The sequence below is a fragment of the Ruminococcus sp. 1001136sp1_2201st1_G3_2201SCRN_220225 genome, from assembly GCF_040924365.1.
Classification (GTDB): Bacteria; Bacillota; Clostridia; order Lachnospirales; family Lachnospiraceae; genus Blautia_A; species Blautia_A faecis.
This window is the reverse complement of the sequence record NZ_JBCOME010000006.1, coordinates 1-16,571: the sequence shown is the minus strand read 5'-3', so window position 1 is coordinate 16,571 and position 16,571 is coordinate 1. Positions and strand designations below refer to the sequence as shown.

16 protein-coding genes, 1 pseudogene and 1 riboswitch are annotated in these 16,571 nt (G+C 43.9%); of the genes and pseudogenes, 3 read left to right on the top strand and 14 right to left on the bottom strand.

From position 1 onward, the window contains the following. Positions 1 to 14 precede the first annotated feature (14 nt). The 7 genes from AB5642_RS03550 to AB5642_RS03520 form a co-directional block, all read right to left on the bottom strand. Positions 15 to 602 (bottom strand): AAA family ATPase, encoded by a 588-nt coding sequence (locus AB5642_RS03550; RefSeq protein ID WP_368371464.1) that lies wholly within the window; start codon positions 600 to 602, stop codon positions 15 to 17. A gap of 13 nt (positions 603 to 615) precedes the next feature. Beyond that, positions 616 to 1,983: an MATE family efflux transporter gene (locus AB5642_RS03545; protein ID WP_368371463.1), complete on the bottom strand. Its 1,368-nt coding sequence runs from the start codon at positions 1,981 to 1,983 to the stop codon at positions 616 to 618. Positions 1,984 to 2,204: 221 nt separating this feature from the next. Next, the gene (locus AB5642_RS03540; protein ID WP_195391760.1) at positions 2,205 to 3,419 is read right to left on the bottom strand and encodes a carboxynorspermidine decarboxylase; all 1,215 of its coding nucleotides are present in this window, start codon (positions 3,417 to 3,419) and stop codon (positions 2,205 to 2,207) included. Continuing rightward, positions 3,419 to 4,678, bottom strand: a complete 1,260-nt coding sequence (locus AB5642_RS03535) for a saccharopine dehydrogenase family protein (protein ID WP_173717550.1) — start codon at positions 4,676 to 4,678, stop codon at positions 3,419 to 3,421. Before AB5642_RS03535 ends, AB5642_RS03540 begins: the two co-directional genes overlap by 1 nt. A 41-nt stretch (positions 4,679 to 4,719) precedes the next feature. Then, entirely contained in the window at positions 4,720 to 5,577 is an 858-nt protein-coding gene (gene speB, locus AB5642_RS03530) for an agmatinase (protein ID WP_195391759.1), read from the bottom strand. Positions 5,578 to 5,580: 3 nt separating this feature from the next. Next, on the bottom strand, positions 5,581 to 6,435 hold the full coding sequence (gene speE / locus AB5642_RS03525; protein WP_148461219.1) for a polyamine aminopropyltransferase: 855 nt from the start codon (positions 6,433 to 6,435) through the stop codon (positions 5,581 to 5,583). Between the two features lie 112 nt (positions 6,436 to 6,547). Further along, the gene (locus AB5642_RS03520) at positions 6,548 to 8,014 is read right to left on the bottom strand and encodes an aminotransferase class I/II-fold pyridoxal phosphate-dependent enzyme (RefSeq protein ID WP_148461333.1); all 1,467 of its coding nucleotides are present in this window, start codon (positions 8,012 to 8,014) and stop codon (positions 6,548 to 6,550) included. A gap of 796 nt (positions 8,015 to 8,810) precedes the next feature. Then, a riboswitch (glycine riboswitch) is annotated at positions 8,811 to 8,920 on the top strand. A gap of 2 nt (positions 8,921 to 8,922) precedes the next feature. Between AB5642_RS03520 and AB5642_RS03515 the strand changes: the two genes are divergently transcribed. Continuing rightward, positions 8,923 to 10,332, top strand: coding sequence for a sodium:alanine symporter family protein (locus AB5642_RS03515; RefSeq protein WP_148461218.1), 1,410 nt, complete (start codon positions 8,923 to 8,925; stop codon positions 10,330 to 10,332). Positions 10,333 to 10,424: 92 nt separating this feature from the next. Here AB5642_RS03515 and AB5642_RS03510 read toward each other — a convergent pair. Beyond that, positions 10,425 to 10,556 (bottom strand): annotated as a pseudogene (locus AB5642_RS03510) (DUF6783 domain-containing protein); the annotation flags it as partial. Between AB5642_RS03510 and AB5642_RS03505 the strand changes: the two are divergent. Then, positions 10,494 to 10,652: a DUF6783 domain-containing protein gene (locus AB5642_RS03505; RefSeq protein ID WP_306467773.1), complete on the top strand. Its 159-nt coding sequence runs from the start codon at positions 10,494 to 10,496 to the stop codon at positions 10,650 to 10,652. The pseudogene AB5642_RS03510 and the gene AB5642_RS03505 sit on opposite strands and share 63 nt — an antisense overlap. Here AB5642_RS03505 and phoU read toward each other — a convergent pair. The 5 genes from phoU to AB5642_RS03480 all read right to left on the bottom strand — a co-directional run bounded on the left by phoU (position 10,633) and on the right by AB5642_RS03480 (position 14,982). Beyond that, complete coding sequence (gene phoU, locus AB5642_RS03500) at positions 10,633 to 11,313, bottom strand: phosphate signaling complex protein PhoU (RefSeq protein ID WP_173736609.1); 681 nt, start codon at positions 11,311 to 11,313, stop codon at positions 10,633 to 10,635. The genes AB5642_RS03505 and phoU overlap by 20 nt on opposite strands. Before the next feature lies 1 nt (position 11,314). After that, the gene (pstB, locus tag AB5642_RS03495; protein ID WP_179988267.1) at positions 11,315 to 12,064 is read right to left on the bottom strand and encodes a phosphate ABC transporter ATP-binding protein PstB; all 750 of its coding nucleotides are present in this window, start codon (positions 12,062 to 12,064) and stop codon (positions 11,315 to 11,317) included. Positions 12,065 to 12,240: 176 nt separating this feature from the next. Next, a complete protein-coding gene (gene pstA / locus AB5642_RS03490; RefSeq protein ID WP_173717954.1) occupies positions 12,241 to 13,098 on the bottom strand; it encodes a phosphate ABC transporter permease PstA in 858 nt (285 codons plus the stop codon). Further along, positions 13,091 to 13,945: a phosphate ABC transporter permease subunit PstC gene (gene pstC / locus AB5642_RS03485; protein ID WP_118582954.1), complete on the bottom strand. Its 855-nt coding sequence runs from the start codon at positions 13,943 to 13,945 to the stop codon at positions 13,091 to 13,093. Before pstC ends, pstA begins: the two co-directional genes overlap by 8 nt. A gap of 176 nt (positions 13,946 to 14,121) precedes the next feature. Next, positions 14,122 to 14,982, bottom strand: a complete 861-nt coding sequence (locus AB5642_RS03480) for a substrate-binding domain-containing protein (RefSeq protein ID WP_173717953.1) — start codon at positions 14,980 to 14,982, stop codon at positions 14,122 to 14,124. Between the two features lie 269 nt (positions 14,983 to 15,251). On the opposite strand from AB5642_RS03480, the gene AB5642_RS03475 reads away from it, so the two are divergent. Then, positions 15,252 to 15,947, top strand: a complete 696-nt coding sequence (locus AB5642_RS03475; protein ID WP_243872621.1) for a GTP pyrophosphokinase family protein — start codon at positions 15,252 to 15,254, stop codon at positions 15,945 to 15,947. A gap of 161 nt (positions 15,948 to 16,108) precedes the next feature. Here the strand turns inward: AB5642_RS03475 and AB5642_RS03470 are convergent, their stop codons facing one another. Further along, positions 16,109 to 16,438: a hypothetical protein gene (locus tag AB5642_RS03470; RefSeq protein WP_118584332.1), complete on the bottom strand. Its 330-nt coding sequence runs from the start codon at positions 16,436 to 16,438 to the stop codon at positions 16,109 to 16,111. Between the last annotated feature and the right edge of the window lie 133 nt (positions 16,439 to 16,571).

The window sequence follows — 16,571 nt, the reverse complement described above, 5'->3', positions numbered from 1 at the left end:
GTATACACCTCCTGTTATTTAATGCATTCCATAATGATCTTCTCACATCTGTCATATCCAAGCTGTGAACTGTTCAGACACAACGTATAATTACTGGCCTTTCCCCATTTCTGCTCCGTGTAAAAGTTATAATTTGTCATACGTCTTTTATCTGTGTCTGCCATCATTTTCACAGCTTTCTTCTCATCTACATTATATAAGCGAATGATCCTCTGTGTTTTCTCCGGCATATTTCCATGAATAAATACATTCAGAACATCGTCACGGTCTTTCAGGATATAGTCCGCATTTCTTCCAATGATCACGCAAGGGGCCTTCTCGGCTAGTTCTAAAATAACTTTTCTCTGCGCCTCATGTACCATATCCTCCACAGATCTTCCTGTGATGTCACGTCCAGCAAGTGCATATGCAAACATCCCTTTTTTCGGAGATAATTCTGCATTTTCCTGAATGTATTCTGGCGATAATCCGGACTTTTCTGCAATTTCATTAATAACATTTTTATCATAATAGGCAATTCCCAGCTTCTTCGCGACTTCTTCTCCGATAAAACGTCCACCGCTTCCAAATTCTCTGCTGATTGTAATGATTCTTTTTGCCATTTCCAGTTCCTCCTTAACGCAAAGCATCAACTTTGTTTTTTCTGATTCTTTTTAAAAATACATATCCTACCAGACATGCAGTTACTTCTGTAATTGGAAATGCCCACCAGATCAGTGAAACGCCTGCCTGACCATTTCTTACAAACAGGGAAAAGATTCCTGCCAGCGGCAGAATGATAATAAGCTGTCTCAAAAGTGAAATAACCAATGATTCCACACCACCGTCCAACGCCTGATAAATGCCCTGATAAGCAACATTGATTCCGGCAAACAGGAAGCTTACCGAGATCACTCTCATCGCACCGATAAAATATTCTCTCGACTGTCCCGCATTAAACAGCGTTGCAAATGCTCCGGGGAAAATCTCCGTAATTGCAATTCCAATAATCATTAATGCAACGGTATAAATAAGTCCATATTTGATACCATCCTGAATTCTCTTTTTACTTCTCATTCCATAAGCAAATGCAATGATCGGAGTGATCGCATCTCGCAGACCAAATGCAAGGAAGAGAACAAACTGCTGCACTTTATAGAACAATCCATAAGCTGTCTGTGCTGACGGATTGAACTTCAGGATCAGATTCATCACATAAACCATAATAGACATCAGCGCCTGAGCGATAATCGCCGGAAGTCCAATTGCATAGATTTCCTTGATAATTCTGCCATCCGGCTTCATGTATTTTGCCCCATGCTCAAATTCCTTATCTAATTTGATATGAAAGATAAGCAGTAATACTGCGGATGCTACCTGTCCAATTACAGTTGCGTAGGCTGCACCTTTCACTCCCATTTCCGGGCAAGGTCCAATCCCATAGATCATGATCGGATCAAGGATGATATTTATAACTGCTCCAACCACTTGACCGATTGTAGAATAAAGAGAGCGTCCTGTGGCCTGTAACAGCTTTTCAAACAAAGAAAAGAAGATGATTCCAAAAGAAATCACACAACATATCCGCAAATAACTGACTCCCATCTCAAGTACTTCTGCATCTACTGTCTGAGATGAAATATATGCTCTCACTCCAAAGATGCCAAATAATAAACAAACTACATAAATGATCACCCCCAGGAACAGACTGTTTCCAGCTACCTTTGCAGCTTTTTTACGGTTTCCCTGTCCCAGTGTCCTTGCAAGAAGTGCATTGGTTCCTACACCCGTTCCGATTCCCACTGCCACCATAAGCATCTGAACCGGGAATACCAAAGTCAGTGCATTTAGTGCTGATTCACTGCCCACTCTCATATTTCCTACAAATGCGCTGTCTACAATGTTATAGACTGCCTGCAATGCCATGGATAAGATCATCGGAATTCCCATCTGGACCATCAGCTTATTCACCGGCATCTCCTTCATCTTGTTGCTTTCCGCCATTTTGCTTTAACTCCTCTCTTTTTTTCTGCACAAAAAAAGTGCGCACTCTGTCATATAAGCTGGACTTACGCTGACAGGCTACACACTTTTTCATGGCGATATTATTCATTTTTAGCAAAATAAAAAACGAGCAGCTTGTAAACTGGATTTACGCTTACCTGCTACTCGTTTGATTTAATTATATTGCCTGTTTTTCAAAAAGTCAAACAGATTTTTTATGATCACCTGCGATGTCCAAGTCTGCCTTTAAAATCCTCGTAACCGAAATCAGTCAGACGTTCCATGGTTTTATCACCATGCCGCAGCCAGATATCAGGCAGGGGCATTCCGTTAAAGGTATTGTTTTTGCAGGTTGTATATATGGCCATATCACCAAACATGAGAAGATTTCCGTATGTCAAAGGCTTTTGAAAGCTGTAATCTCCTATAACATCCCCGGACAGACAGGTTGGTCCTCCAAGACGGACTGTAACAGCATTCTCTCCTGACTCCCCTGCTCCAAGAAGGGGCGGACGGTAAGGCATTTCCAGAACGTCTGGCATATGACATGCAGCACTTCCGTCCAAAATTGCAAGCCGGGTATCACCATTTTGCAGCACATCCAGCACAGTTGTCAGAAAGAAACCGGCATTTAAAGCCCATGCCTCTCCAGGCTCCAGGTAAATATCCACCTTCCATTCTTCCTTTGCCGCCTCAATGCACTTTTCAAGCCGTGCAATATCATAACCTGGTCTTGTAATATGATGTCCTCCTCCCAGGTTCAGCCATTTTACCTGAGAAATCAGATCTCCGAATTTCACCTTCACCGCTGCAAGAGTGGTTTCCAGATCAAAGGAATCCTGCTCGCAAAGGGTGTGAAAGTGAATACCATCCAATAATCCGGTCAGATCCGGATGCATTTTCACAGCAGCCTCCCACTGTGCTCTCGTAGTACCCATACGACTGCCCGGGGCACAAGGATCATAAATTTCATGTCCCTCCTGGGTAGAGCATTCCGGATTGATCCTGAGCCCTACGCTTTTTCCGGCCTGCTTCGCTCTTTTTCCAAAACGGAGAAGCTGGGAGGGTGAGTTAAACACTATATGATCTGCAAAGCAAAGCAGTTCTTCAAATTCATCCTCACGGTATCCGGCACAAAATACATGTACCTCTTTTCCTGGCATCTCCTGGGCGCCAAGCCTTGCTTCGTACAGTCCACTTGCTTCTGTTCCAGCCAGATAAGGCTCCAGAAGGTGATAGCAGTCATAATTGCTGAAAGCCTTCTGCGCCAGGAGCATTTTACATCCTGTTTTTTCGGCGATCTTTCCCATTAATTCTGCATTTTTTATAAGCGCTGTTTCGTCAAGAACATAACAAGGCGTCTTGATTTTCCGAAATTCCGGCGGAATAATTCCGCCGGATGCTGCAAAGGGTGGTCTTGTATCTGTTTTTTCCATTAATCAACCAGCTCCGGATTATGATTTTCACTGCGTGGAAGTCCGTATTTGTCAAGTGCCTCCAGGAACGGATCCGGGTCAAATTCTTCTACTGTATACACTCCTGGACGAATCCATTTTCCGGTAAGCATCATTAATGCCCCACACATGGCTGGAACACCTGTCGTGTAGCTGATTGCCTGGCTTCCAACCTCCTTATAGCATTCCTGATGGTCACAAATATTATAAATATAGTAGGTTTTCTCCTGTCCATCCTTTACTCCGGTGAAAATACAGCCAATATTGGTTTTACCTTTGGTACGGGGACCAAGGCTTGCCGGATCCGGAAGAAGCGCCTTCAAAAACTGGATAGGAACAATTTCCTGTCCGTTATAGTTGATCGGGGTAGTAGAAAGCATTCCCACATCCTCCAGACAACGCATGTGATCCAGATAGCTCTGTCCAAAGGTCATAAAGAAACGAATTCTCTTTACTCCCGGAATTGTCTGGGCAAGAGACTCGATTTCCTCGTGATGAAGAAGATACATATCCTTATCGCCAACCTGGTCAAAATCATATTCCCGCTTAATGGCCATCGGAGGAATTTCCACCCAATGTCCATTCTCCCAGTAGCTTCCAGGAGCGCTTACCTCACGAAGGTTGATCTCCGGGTTAAAGTTGGTTGCAAATGCATACCCATGGTCTCCTCCGTTGCAGTCCAGAATATCAATGGTATCAATCTGGTCAAACTCATGCTTTAATGCATATGCACAGTATGCCTGTGTAACGCCCGGGTCAAAGCCGCAGCCAAGAAGTGCAGTAAGTCCTGCCTCTTCAAATTTCTTCCGGTATGCCCACTGCCAGGAATAATCAAAATATGCGGAAAATCCAGCTTCCTTACAGCGTTTTTCGTAAATAGCACGCCATTCCGGATCATCGGTATCTTCCGGCTCATAATTTGCCGTATCCATATAGTTTACGCCACATGCCAGACAGGCATCCATAATTGTCAGATCCTGGTATGGAAGTGCAATGTTCATTACCAGATCCGGTTTGTAACTATTGATCAGCTGGATCAGCTGGTTTACATCATCTGCATCTACCTTTGCTGTGGTAACAACTGTTTTTGTTTTTCCCTCCAGCTTCCGGGCAAGGGCATCACATTTTTCTTTTGTCCTGCTTGCAATACACAGTTCTGTAAATACCTCATCTGCCTGACAGCATTTCTGGATTGCTACACTGGCTACTCCGCCGCAGCCGATTACAAGTACTCTGCTCATATTTTTTATCTCCTTTTTTATAATTCACTATCGCGCTGTTTTTATTTCGCCACTGCCAGCAGCAGTTCCCTGACCACCTTGCATGCTGTGGCTGTGGAAACACCGCTTGGATCCAGCATAGGTGCCAGCTCATTGACATCCGCTCCCACAATATTTAATCCTGATACCTTCCGGATAGCCGCAAGAAGCTCAAGGAAGCTTACACCTCCCGCCTCCGGTGTACCGGTTCCCGGAAATACGGATGGATCCAGGCAATCCAGATCAATGGTAAAATATACTGGAACCTGCTCTCTGTCCAATTTCTGTATGGTCTCTTCCAAGCCTTCAAAGGTAAAGGGATGAAAATCTGTATGTTCCTTTGCAAACCGGAATTCTTCTCTTTCCCCACTTCGGATGCAAAACTGATGGATCCGTCCATCTCCCAGAATATCATGGCATCTGCGAATGACACACGCATGGCTTAAACGGGCACCAAGATAATCATCCCTCAAATCTGCGTGGGCATCAAAATGAATAATATGAAGCCCTGGATATTTTCTGGCTGCGGCTTTTACAGCCGCCAGTGTCACCAAATGCTCGCCGCCTAAAAGCAAGGGTATCTTTCCTGCTTCCAGAATTTCCCAGGCGCGATTCTGTATATCCGCAAGTGCCATTTCACTGCTGCCGAAGCAAAGCTCCAGATCTCCACTGTCAAATACCTGAATATCTGTAAGGTCGCGGTCCTGATAAGGGCTGTAGGTTTCCAGTCCAAAGCTTTCATGACGAATAGCAGAAGGGCCGAATCTGGCTCCAGGTCGAAAGCTTGTGGTAGAATCAAAGGGCGCTCCGTAAAGAACAATCCCTGCTTCCTCAAAGCTGCTGTCACAGCCGATAAAATTCTCAATATTAGGTAAAATCATAAATCAGTCCTCCACCTCCTGAAGCATTTCCTCCAGAAAAGCCGGAAGATAAAAGGCGCCTCTGTGAAGCCTTGTGGTATAGTAACGGGTGCGAAGATTCAGGGCGTTCCATGCCTCCGGATCCAGATCATCCACCGGATGGTACTTTTTGCTTGCAAAACCAAACAGCCAGTAGCCGGCAGCAAAGGTAGGAATATGTGCCTGATAAACACGACTGATCTGGAACGTACTGGCAATTCTTTTGTGACTGCGCTGCATGGCGTGGGCGTCCTCAGAATAAAAAGGACTTCCCTGCTGATTGACCATAATTCCATCCTCTTTCAGCGCATTATAGCAGTTTCCATAAAATTCACGGGTAAACAAGCCTTCCGAAGGGCCAAAAGGATCGGAAGAATCCACGATGATAAGGTCATATTTATTTTCACAGCGTCGGATAAATTTCAACGCATTTTCGTAATGAAGATGCACTCTCCTGTCATCAAGCCTGCAGGCATTTCCCGGAAGATAGGCACGGCAGGCTTCCACTACCATGGGATCCATCTCTACCAGATCAATATGACGAACACGGTCATATCTTGTCAGTTCACGTACAACTCCGCCGTCTCCTGCTCCGATTACAAGAATATCCCTGGCTTCTTTGTGAACAGCCATAGGTACATGGGTAATCATTTCGTCATAAATAAATTCGTCACGTTCCGTGAGCATTACATTGCCATCCAGTGTAAGAACCCTGCCAAATTCCGGTGTCTCAAAAATATCAATTCGCTGATAGTCGCTCTGCCTTGAGTAGAGCTGACGGTTTACCCGGATACTATGCTTCACATCCGGTGTATGAAATTCCGAAAACCACATTTCCATTTTCTTTACCTCCCTGCCAGAGTGTGTTTTAAAATTATTTCCGCAAAATGTGTGTCACAATTTGCAGACAGCCTTTTTCAAACAGTTACTGTTCACTCCGTTCACAGTAACTTCAAACATGCTCCAGCACATTTAACCGTAATATATCCGGATCTTCCGGACCTGTCATGTTACATCCTTTTGCCTTGGCATATTCAATATAATCCAGGATTTCCGGGGTGATCCGCTCTCCTGGAGCCAGAATTGGAATTCCCGGGGGATAACACATTACAAATTCACTGCATACCTTTCCTTCCGTTTCCCGGAGAGGAAGGCTGCATTTTTCTGCATAAAACGCTTCCTGAGGGCTTGTTACTACCTGGGGATCAATATATTCCTGATCCAGCAATCCTGATTTATCCTTCTGGAAACGTCTGCGGATTTCCGCAAGGGCACTTACCAGCCGCTCTACTTCCTGGGCACGGTCTCCAATTGACAGATAAGCCAGAATATTTCCGATATCACCAAATTCGATCTGAATATCATATTCATCTCTCAGAATGTCGTAAACCTCAATTCCTGCAAGTCCGATATCCAGGGTATGTACACTTAATTTCGTAATGTCAAAATCAAAAACCGAATCTCCATTCACCAGTTCTTTTCCAAATGCGTAATAGCCGCCAATGGCGTTAATCTCTTCCCTTGCATATTCTGCCATATCTGCTACCTGATGAAAAATCTGACGTCCGCGCTGTGCAAGATTCCGCCGGGAAATGTCAAGACTTGACATCAGAAGATAGCTTCCAGAGGTAGTCTGGGTCAGGTTGATAATCTGACGGACATATCCGGCATGGACGTCAGGTCCAGTCAGAAGAAGGCTGGACTGGGTCAGGCTTCCACCGCTTTTATGCATGGATACAGATGCCATATCTGCACCAGCTGCCATTGCCGAAACCGGCAGACCTCCTCCAAAATAAAAATGAGTCCCATGGGCTTCATCTGCCAGACACAGCATTCCTGCTTCATGAGCCATCCGCACAATTGCACGAAGATCACTGCAAATTCCATAATAGGTAGGATTGTTTACCAGCACAGCCACTGCATTTGGATGCTCCTTAATTGCCTTTGCCACCTGTTCACGGCGCATTCCAAGAGAGATTCCAAGTCTCTGATCTACTTCCGGATTCACATAAACCGGAATTGCTCCGCACAGAACCAGCGCATTCAGCACACTTCTGTGAACATTGCGGGGAAGAATGATCTCGTCTCCCCTCTTACAGGCTGTTAACACCATGGTCTGTACGGAGCTTGTAGTTCCGCCAACCATGAGAAAGGCGTGAGCTGCTCCAAAAGCATCTGCTGCCAGTTCTTCTGCCTCCCGGATCACAGATACAGGATGACAGAGATTATCAAGCGGCTTCATGCTGTTTACATCCACGCCTACACATTTCTGCCCCAGAAACTCAGTAAGCTCCGGATTTCCTCTTCCTCTTTTATGTCCTGGCACATCGAAGGGTACCACCCTCATGCGCCGGAAATTTTCCAGAGCCTCGTGAATTGGTGCACGATTCTGGTCCAGTTTAAAACGAGTTCTGTTCATTGCGTCTCCATTTCCAGTTCCTTTGTCTGTATAAAGAATCCTGTTTGCAGGATTCTTCGCCTGCAAAGGGGCGTCTCCAGCGCCATCTGCTCTTCCGCTGCAGTGGAATCCTACCCGGCAGAGCTTTTTATATAATAGGAAATTCCAACGGGATTTTCTATTACACAAAAAAAGCAGGCTGCCTTAAAACCGCAAACCTGCTTGGATCATTCTTCCCGATTCTATCTCCATTGACTTATAATAAATATAGGAATCCTCGTATTTACATAAAATAGAAATCCGGATGATATATGTCAGAGTCTATATAGCAATCATACTTTTACTACTCTTATTGACCGTTTCACAAGTCTGCGCATCAGGCGCATAGTGGTTATCAAAGGAACCAACTTATAAAATTTGAGCTTCTAACTCAATCAATAAGGCAACCAAAGTTACCATCAGCGGCAGTGGACCCGGCTGTCCGTATGGCCTTAACCCCAAATGGAGTGATCCAAAATAATTGCTTTGAAAAGACTCTTTCTTTGTCTTTCAAAATCTTCATAAGCATAGCACATATGAAAATGCATGTCAACTGTTTCATTTTATGATACCAGCAGATTGCGGAAATGATTTTCCAAACACGCTCCTGTACTGCAATGAAGTAAAGGCAAATATTTTTCTTGTCAAAACAAAATATTTTTCTAACATTTTCATTGAAATTTATGATCGTATATGATATTCTGTGTGTTAGTGTGTTTCTGCACAGTACGAATGGCCGTCATGCTCGTACATTTTATAAAAAATGTATAGGCAGGTTTTTCGTAACTCAGGAGAGTCTCTTCAAAAAAATTTATGGAAGAGCGCCGAAGGTGTACGCAGCATTTGTAATGCTGTTAATCTCTCAGGCAAAAGGATGGAGGAAAGAGAACATGTTTACACAAATCAACAACTTTATCACCTGGTTTGACGGAGTAGTCTGGGGACTTCCGTTAATCATTCTGATCCTGGTCACAGGATTCCTTTTAACCGTTCGGTTAGGCTTTTTACAGGTAAGACATCTTGGAAAAGCACTGAAATTCATGGTAAAAAATGAAGAAGGCGGCGAGGGTGAAGTCACAAGCTTTGGTGCGCTCTGCACAGCTTTGTCCGCAACTATCGGAACCGGTAACATCGTAGGTGTTGCCACTGCTATTGCTGCAGGCGGACCCGGAGCCCTGTTCTGGATGATCGTTGCTGCATTCTTCGGAATGGCAACCAAATACGCAGAAGGCCTTCTAGCCATCAAATACCGTACCATCGACAAGGACGGACACGTTCTTGGCGGACCATTTTATTATATTGAGAATGGTATGGGAAAACAGTGGAGATGGCTTGCAAAGATTTTTGCATTCTTCGGAGCCGGGGTCGGTCTTTTCGGAATCGGTACCTTTACTCAGGTAAACGGTATTGCTTCTGCAGTAAAGAACTTCTTTGACCCGGATACCGTACACACCGTTTCCCTTTTTGGAAATACATACTCCTGGGCAACTGTAATCGCCTGCCTGATTCTTACCTTATGTGTAGGACTTGTAGTTCTTGGCGGTATTCAGCGTATTGCAAAGGTTTCCCAGATTATCGTTCCATTTATGGCGGTTCTTTATGTTGCACTTGCACTGATCATTGTGATCACAAATATTACTGCAGTTCCTGGTGCCATCGCTACAATTGTAAAAACAGCCTTCAACGGAAGTGCCCTTGCAGGCGGTGCCATGGGAACCATGGTTGTGGCAATGCAGAAAGGTATTGCCCGCGGTATTTTCTCAAACGAGTCTGGTCTTGGTAGCGCTCCTATTGCTGCGGCTGCCGCTCAGACAAAGGAACCGGTTCGCCAGGGACTTGTTTCCATGACCGGTACTTTTATTGATACCATTGTAATCTGTACCATGACAGGTCTTTCCATTGTCATTACCGAAACCTGGAATACAGGACTTGAAGGTGTTGCGATTACTACTGCAGCTTTCCAGAAAGGTCTTCCATTCCCTGCACAGTTTGCCTCCTTTGCTCTTATGCTGTGCCTGGTATTCTTTGCATTCACAACCATCCTTGGATGGGATTATTACGGTGAGCGCTGCCTGGAATACCTTTTCAACCGCAACATGACTGCCGTAAAGACTTACCGTTGGTTATATATCATCTGCGTCTTCTTCGGACCGTACATGACTGTTGCTGCTGTCTGGAACATTGCAGATATCTTCAATGCCCTGATGGCCTTCCCGAACCTGATCGCGCTGCTTGCTTTAAGCGGTGTAGTCGTAAAGGAAACAAAGGATTTCTTTAAAAAACATAAAAATTACGAATAAAATAAAAATAAAGAAAGAATTCCTCTCCTGAAAAACATAGAGCCTTGTCTGATACGATGCTTTTAGCCAGTCAGACAAGGTTCTTTTTCTTGCTAAAAAGAGGCAAAACGTGTTTGCCCCTGTCTTTGTTCTAGAGCGTGTTTGAAAAGGCTTTCTGCAAGATGTGCGTCACAATTTGTGGGAGATTTCGCTCGGATGAGGGCGCCGTAGCGGGCTACGGCAACCGAATTCGGGTGAAATCTCCCGCAAAGTGGGGCGTGCAGATTGCGGAAATGATTTTTCAAACACGCTCTAATCTTATTATAAGGAATCCGGATTAAACAGATCGCTGATGCTGTCTCCGTTTCTGTGAATTCCGTCTACAGAAAACTCTGCCCACTCTCCGATGTTGGTGGCGTGGTCGCCGATTCGCTCATAGTATTTGGAGATCATCAGAAGATCAAGAACCTCGTCACTGGAAAAGTCCATGGTGTTCTGATCCAACGCATTTCTTACTTTATTGAAAAGATTATCCAGAATATCATCACTGCTGATCACCTTTTTTGCCAGATCACTTTTTTCCTCTACATAAGCAGTAACACTGTCATTTACCATATGCATGGCATAATCTGCCATTTCCTGAAGTGGAATAGCAGTTACTGGTACATGAACGCTGCCTGTGTTCAGAATCTCCGCAATATCAGTAGCCTGGTCGCCGATTCGCTCCATATCTGTTACCATCTTAAGTGCTGCGGAAATTTTGCGAAGATCAGTACCAACCGGCTGCTGTTTCAGAAGAAGCTGCATGCAAAGAGCCTCAATATTATGTTCTTTGTCGTCAATCTCCTTTTCAATTCTTCCAATCTCCTTTGTGGCAGCCTCACGAACCTCCACGCTTGCCAGAAGCTGACAGGTCTTCATGATGGCCTGACCGCACAGATTTCCCATTTCCAGGATCTCATCTGAAAGCCTGGAAAGCTTTGCGGTATACACATCTCTCATATCAACCAAACCTCCCTGTAATATACTCTTCTGTTTTCTTGTTCTGTGGTCTGGAAAACAGTTCTGTAGTATCGTTGTATTCAATAATCTCACCCAGCAGGAAAAATGCAGTCTTGTCAGAAATACGGACTGCCTGCTGCATGTTATGAGTTACGATCACGATGGTGTAACGGTCTTTTAATTCCAACGCCAGATCCTCAATGTGAGATGTGGAAATTGGATCAAGTGCAGAGGTAGGCTCATCCATAAGAAGTACCTCCGGCTCTACTGCAAGAGCTCTTGCAATGCAAAGTCTCTGCTGCTGTCCGCCAGACATACCCAGGGCGCTCTTTTTCAACCTGTCTTTTACCTCATCCCAGATAGAAGCATTTCGAAGAGCACGCTCTACGATATCGTCCAGTTTTTCCTTGGAATGAATTCCATGAGTACGAGGTCCATATGCAATGTTATCATAAATGCTCATTGGAAAAGGATTTGGTTTCTGGAAAACCATCCCAACACGTTTTCTAAGAAGGTTTACATCAATATCACCATAAATATCCTCACCGTCCAGACAAATATCGCCTGTGATCTTGCAGCCTTCCACAAGATCGTTCATACGGTTTAAGGATTTCAGCAATGTGGATTTTCCGCAGCCGCTTGGACCAATGAACGCGGTAATCTTCTTTTCCGGAATCTCCAGATTAATATTTTTCAAGGCATGGAAGCTGCTGTAGTACAGATCCATGTTTTTTACATCTATTTTACCCATAATTCTCCTTGCTGCAGAAATTTTTAGTTCTATTGCATTTTCTAAACAACTCTGCTGAGTGTGAATTTTTATCAAGCTGACGTATCGCCTGCTGGCAATATTATCATATATGAAAGTTAGTTATTTCTCGCCTATTGCGCTGCCACAACTGCATACATTCGCAACACCTGTGGCACTTACTGTCCGTTTGTGGCTTTGCTTAAATGCTTTGCACAGAAACCGGATACCCAGTTCAGCACAAGTACGAAGATCAGCAGAATAACCGCTGTAGCATAAGCCTGATCCATGTAAAGTCCCTCACTGGAAAGCACATACATATGTACTGCCAGGGTACGTCCGGATCCCATCAGACTGGATGGAACCTTCGCCACAGAACCGGCAGTATAAATCAGGGCTGCAGTCTCACCAACAATACGTCCTGTCGCAAGTACCACACCGGAAAGGATTCCAGGAATTGCACTTGGAAGCACCACTTTAAACACGGTGCGGAGCTTTCCTGCCCCAAGGCCAAGGGAAGCTTCTCTGTACGCATCCGGGACACCCATAAGTGCCTCCTCTGTAGTACGGATGATCAGCGGAAGGATCATAATCACCAATGTCATAGCTCCCGCCAGAAGGGAATATCCCCAATGGAGAGCGGTACTGAAAAACAGAAGACCGAACAGACCGAAGATAATGGATGGAATTCCCTGAAGAGTCTCTGTTGTAATACGGATGATCTTAACCAGCTTGCTGCCCTTTTTCGCATATTCAACCAGATAAATTGCTGCAAAAATTCCAAATGGCACTGCGATCGCCAGAGATAACAGGGTGATAATCAAGGTGTTGATCAGTGCCGGCATCAAAGATGCATTGTCAGAATTATATTCCAGTGCAAACAAGTCTGGTGTCAGATTTCCAACACCTTTTATCAGAATAAAACCAACAAGAAACGCCATAACTGCCACTGTAATAATTGCAGATAACCATACCAGGAGCCTCAGGATGGCAGAACCAGGATGATTTTTCCAATAAGATAATTTATTTTTACTCATCTTCTGCTCTCCTTTTCAGGGCTGATACACACAGGTTGATAATCAGGATGAATACGAAAAGTACAACACCTGTAGCAATCAGCGCTTCCCTGTGAAGATCGGTTGCATAGCCCATTTCAATTACAATATTTGCGGTCATGGTTCGAAGTCCTTTGAAAAGCCCCTGTGGCATCCAGGTCTGGTTTCCAGCTACCATGATCACTGCCATCGTCTCACCAATGGCACGTCCGATTCCAAGAACCACGCCAGCTAATACACCTGATTTTGCAGCCGGGAAAACAGTGCCAAATACACTTTTTTCGTGGGTTGCTCCAAGTGCCAATGCCCCTTCATAATAACTTGTGGGAACACTTTTTAAGGCTGGTTCTGCAACGCCGGTTACCGTTGGAAGGATCATAATTCCAAGAAGTACAGAAGCTGTCAGCATGGTACTTCCATCATGACCGGTAAGCTGTCGAAGCAGCGGGACAAACACTGTCAAACCGAAAAATCCATAAACAACAGATGGGATTCCTGCAAGGAGGTTTACCATTGCCTTTAATGGTGCATACAGCTTTTTCGGACAATAAAATGCGAGGAAGATTGCAAGCAGAAGGGCTGTTGGAACTCCCACCACAATTGCCCCTGCTGTTACATAAATACTTCCCAGAATGAATGGAAAAATTCCATACAGTCCATTGGATGGCTTCCACTTCATTCCAAACAGAAAATCTGGCAGACCAATCTTCGCCATTGCCGGGATTCCGTTTGCAAACAGGAAAATGCAGATTAATGCAACGGCTAATACGGAGGTACAGGCCGCTGCGAGGAATACAAATTTCATTACATTTTCATTGATCGATTTCATATAAAGTGAGTTCCTTTTTTATTCGGAAAATTTGGATCCTGCAAAGTTTTTTGCGGGCTTTGCAGGATTCCTTATTTCTGTTTCTTGTTTCGTAACTGTAAAGGTACTTTATTTCTTTACTCTTCACTGATAGCATTCCGCAAGATGTTTTTTGTGAACAGTAACTTTATTTCTTATTATTTTGTAAGGTCTTCCCAGGTCGTGATGTTGCCTGTGTAAACATCTTTTACCTGCTCGCTGGTAAGTTCCTCAACACCACTGTCGTTGTTTACGATTACAGCGATACCATCTTTTGCGATAACAGTTGCGGTAAGACCAGCCTCAGTCTCGCTGTCTTTTAAATCACGGGAAGCCATACCGATGTCGCAAAGTCCGTCGATTGCAGATGTCATACCGGTTGTGGAATCGCTCTGCTGAACCTCAATTTCAACTTTGTCATTTACTGTTTTATAGCCTTCAGCAAGTTTTTCCATAACAGGTGTTACAGAAGAGGAACCAGCTACTACAACTTTTCCTTCTACAGCAGCTGCTTCGTATGCAGGTTTGTCGCCTACTGAGATGTATCCGTTGTCTTCAATAATCTTCTGTCCATCTGCACTCATGATGTATGTAATGAAATCCTGTGCCGCTTCGCTTACATCATCCTTTGTTGCAATGTTGAATGGACGAACTACTTTGTAATCTCCGGATTCAATGTTTTCTGCTGTTGCCTCTGCTCCGTCGATTTTTAATGCTGTTACACTGTCATCCAGAGAACCAAGAGATACATATCCGATTGCATTTACGTCCTGTGCTACTGTGCTTAACATAACGGATGTGCTGTTTGTGATCTTTGCTGCTTCTGTTGTATTGTCTACTTTATTTCCATCTGCGTCTTTTTCTTCAATTCCAAACAGTTCAATGAATGCACCTCTTGTACCGGATCCGTCTTCTCTGGAGCAGATTGTAATATCTCCGGAAGCTGCTGCCATTGCTGTTGTTCCCATTGTTGCTACTCCTAATAATGCCGCCATTGCTACTGCTAAACCTTTTTTCATAGTTTTAAATTCTCCTTTTCTTCGCGGTCCTAATGTTTTTTATCTCTTTCGCGATTACAGTTGTATCTTAATGTTTGGATGTAAAATGCACTAGCTTTTAAAAGTAAAATCACAGTAAAATATGACAGCGGTATTTTATATGTTTTTTAACAATATTTTCTTATCCTTCACTGGATATTTCTAAGGATTTATTCGTTGCTTCCACAGCGTTTTTCTTATATAATAAGACTATATAAAATTCTTCATGCAGGATAATCTGTATGTTAAAAATGAAAGGATTCGCCATGAACGAAGGAGAAAAGAAAGCGCCCTGGCTGGATACGCCAGATCCGCAGCGTTTTATCAAAAATGCAGCAAAGTTTAATGATCTGATGATGATGTATAGATGTGCCATCCGGGAGGTACAGACCAAGCTGGAAGTTCTGGATGATGAATTTTCAGTAGAGTATAAGCGAAATCCCATATCTTTTATTAAGACAAGGATAAAGAAACCAGAAAGTATTTACCGGAAACTGCAGAAGCTGGGATATGATTTTACAGCGGAGAATATTCAGGAACAGTTAAATGACGTGGCTGGAGTCCGGGTGGTCTGTGCTTTCATTGACGATATTTACACAGTGGCCAATCTGATTGCCGGACAGGATGATATTAAAGTTATTAAAATCAAGGATTATATCAAGAATCCGAAACCAAATGGTTATCGTAGTTATCATATGATAGTGGAGATTCCTGTATTCTTCTCCAAGGGGAAAACACCTATGAGAGTAGAACTTCAGATCCGCACCAACGGCATGGACTTCTGGGCTACATTGGAGCATCAGCTCCGCTACAAGAAGGGAATCGAGGACTTGCCAGGATATGCAGAGATCAGTGAAGAACTGCTCCGCTCGGCGCAGGCAGTAATCGAAACGGATAACGAAATGCAGCAGATTAAGAATAAGATTGGCATGTTTCATGATATTTAAGACAGGCTCAATCTACATAATTTTACGGCAGACAAAATTAATTGTCTGCCGCTATTTTTTAGCCGAAACTTTAGAAACTTTTCAATTCGGCACTAGTATTCTATTATTACGAAATAATATAACGTAAGTAAGAATAAACTTTTTCTCTGACAATCTCTCTTTTATTTCAGCCACACGAATACACAGAATAAAATAAACAAAAATGCCGCACTTCCAAAGATCAGTCCCACAGTCAGTGACGCCTTCAGCGAAAGCCAGATGATTCCTCTTCTTTCTTCCTTCGTCATCGGCGGATTCTGAAAAGCGCTCAGATCATCCGGTACTTCATTTTCCATTCCCGGTTCCGGTACTTTTACATCAAATTCTTTTCTGCTCTTAGATGGATCGCCAGGAAATATCTGCCATGGTCTTCTGGAATTCCAGGGCATACCATCCACATCCATATTGGCTACTGTGTAATCGGGCAATTCTTCTTTTTTTCTTTTTCCCATGTAGAACCTCCTGTTTTGCTATTTAATGTGTTGGTCGTTATCCCAGACGCGATTTTACAATGTATATTCACCGCCGCGCGTCGCAACGTTCCGGCAAGCTAATGACTAACTACGACTAAGACGCTCAGGAAAG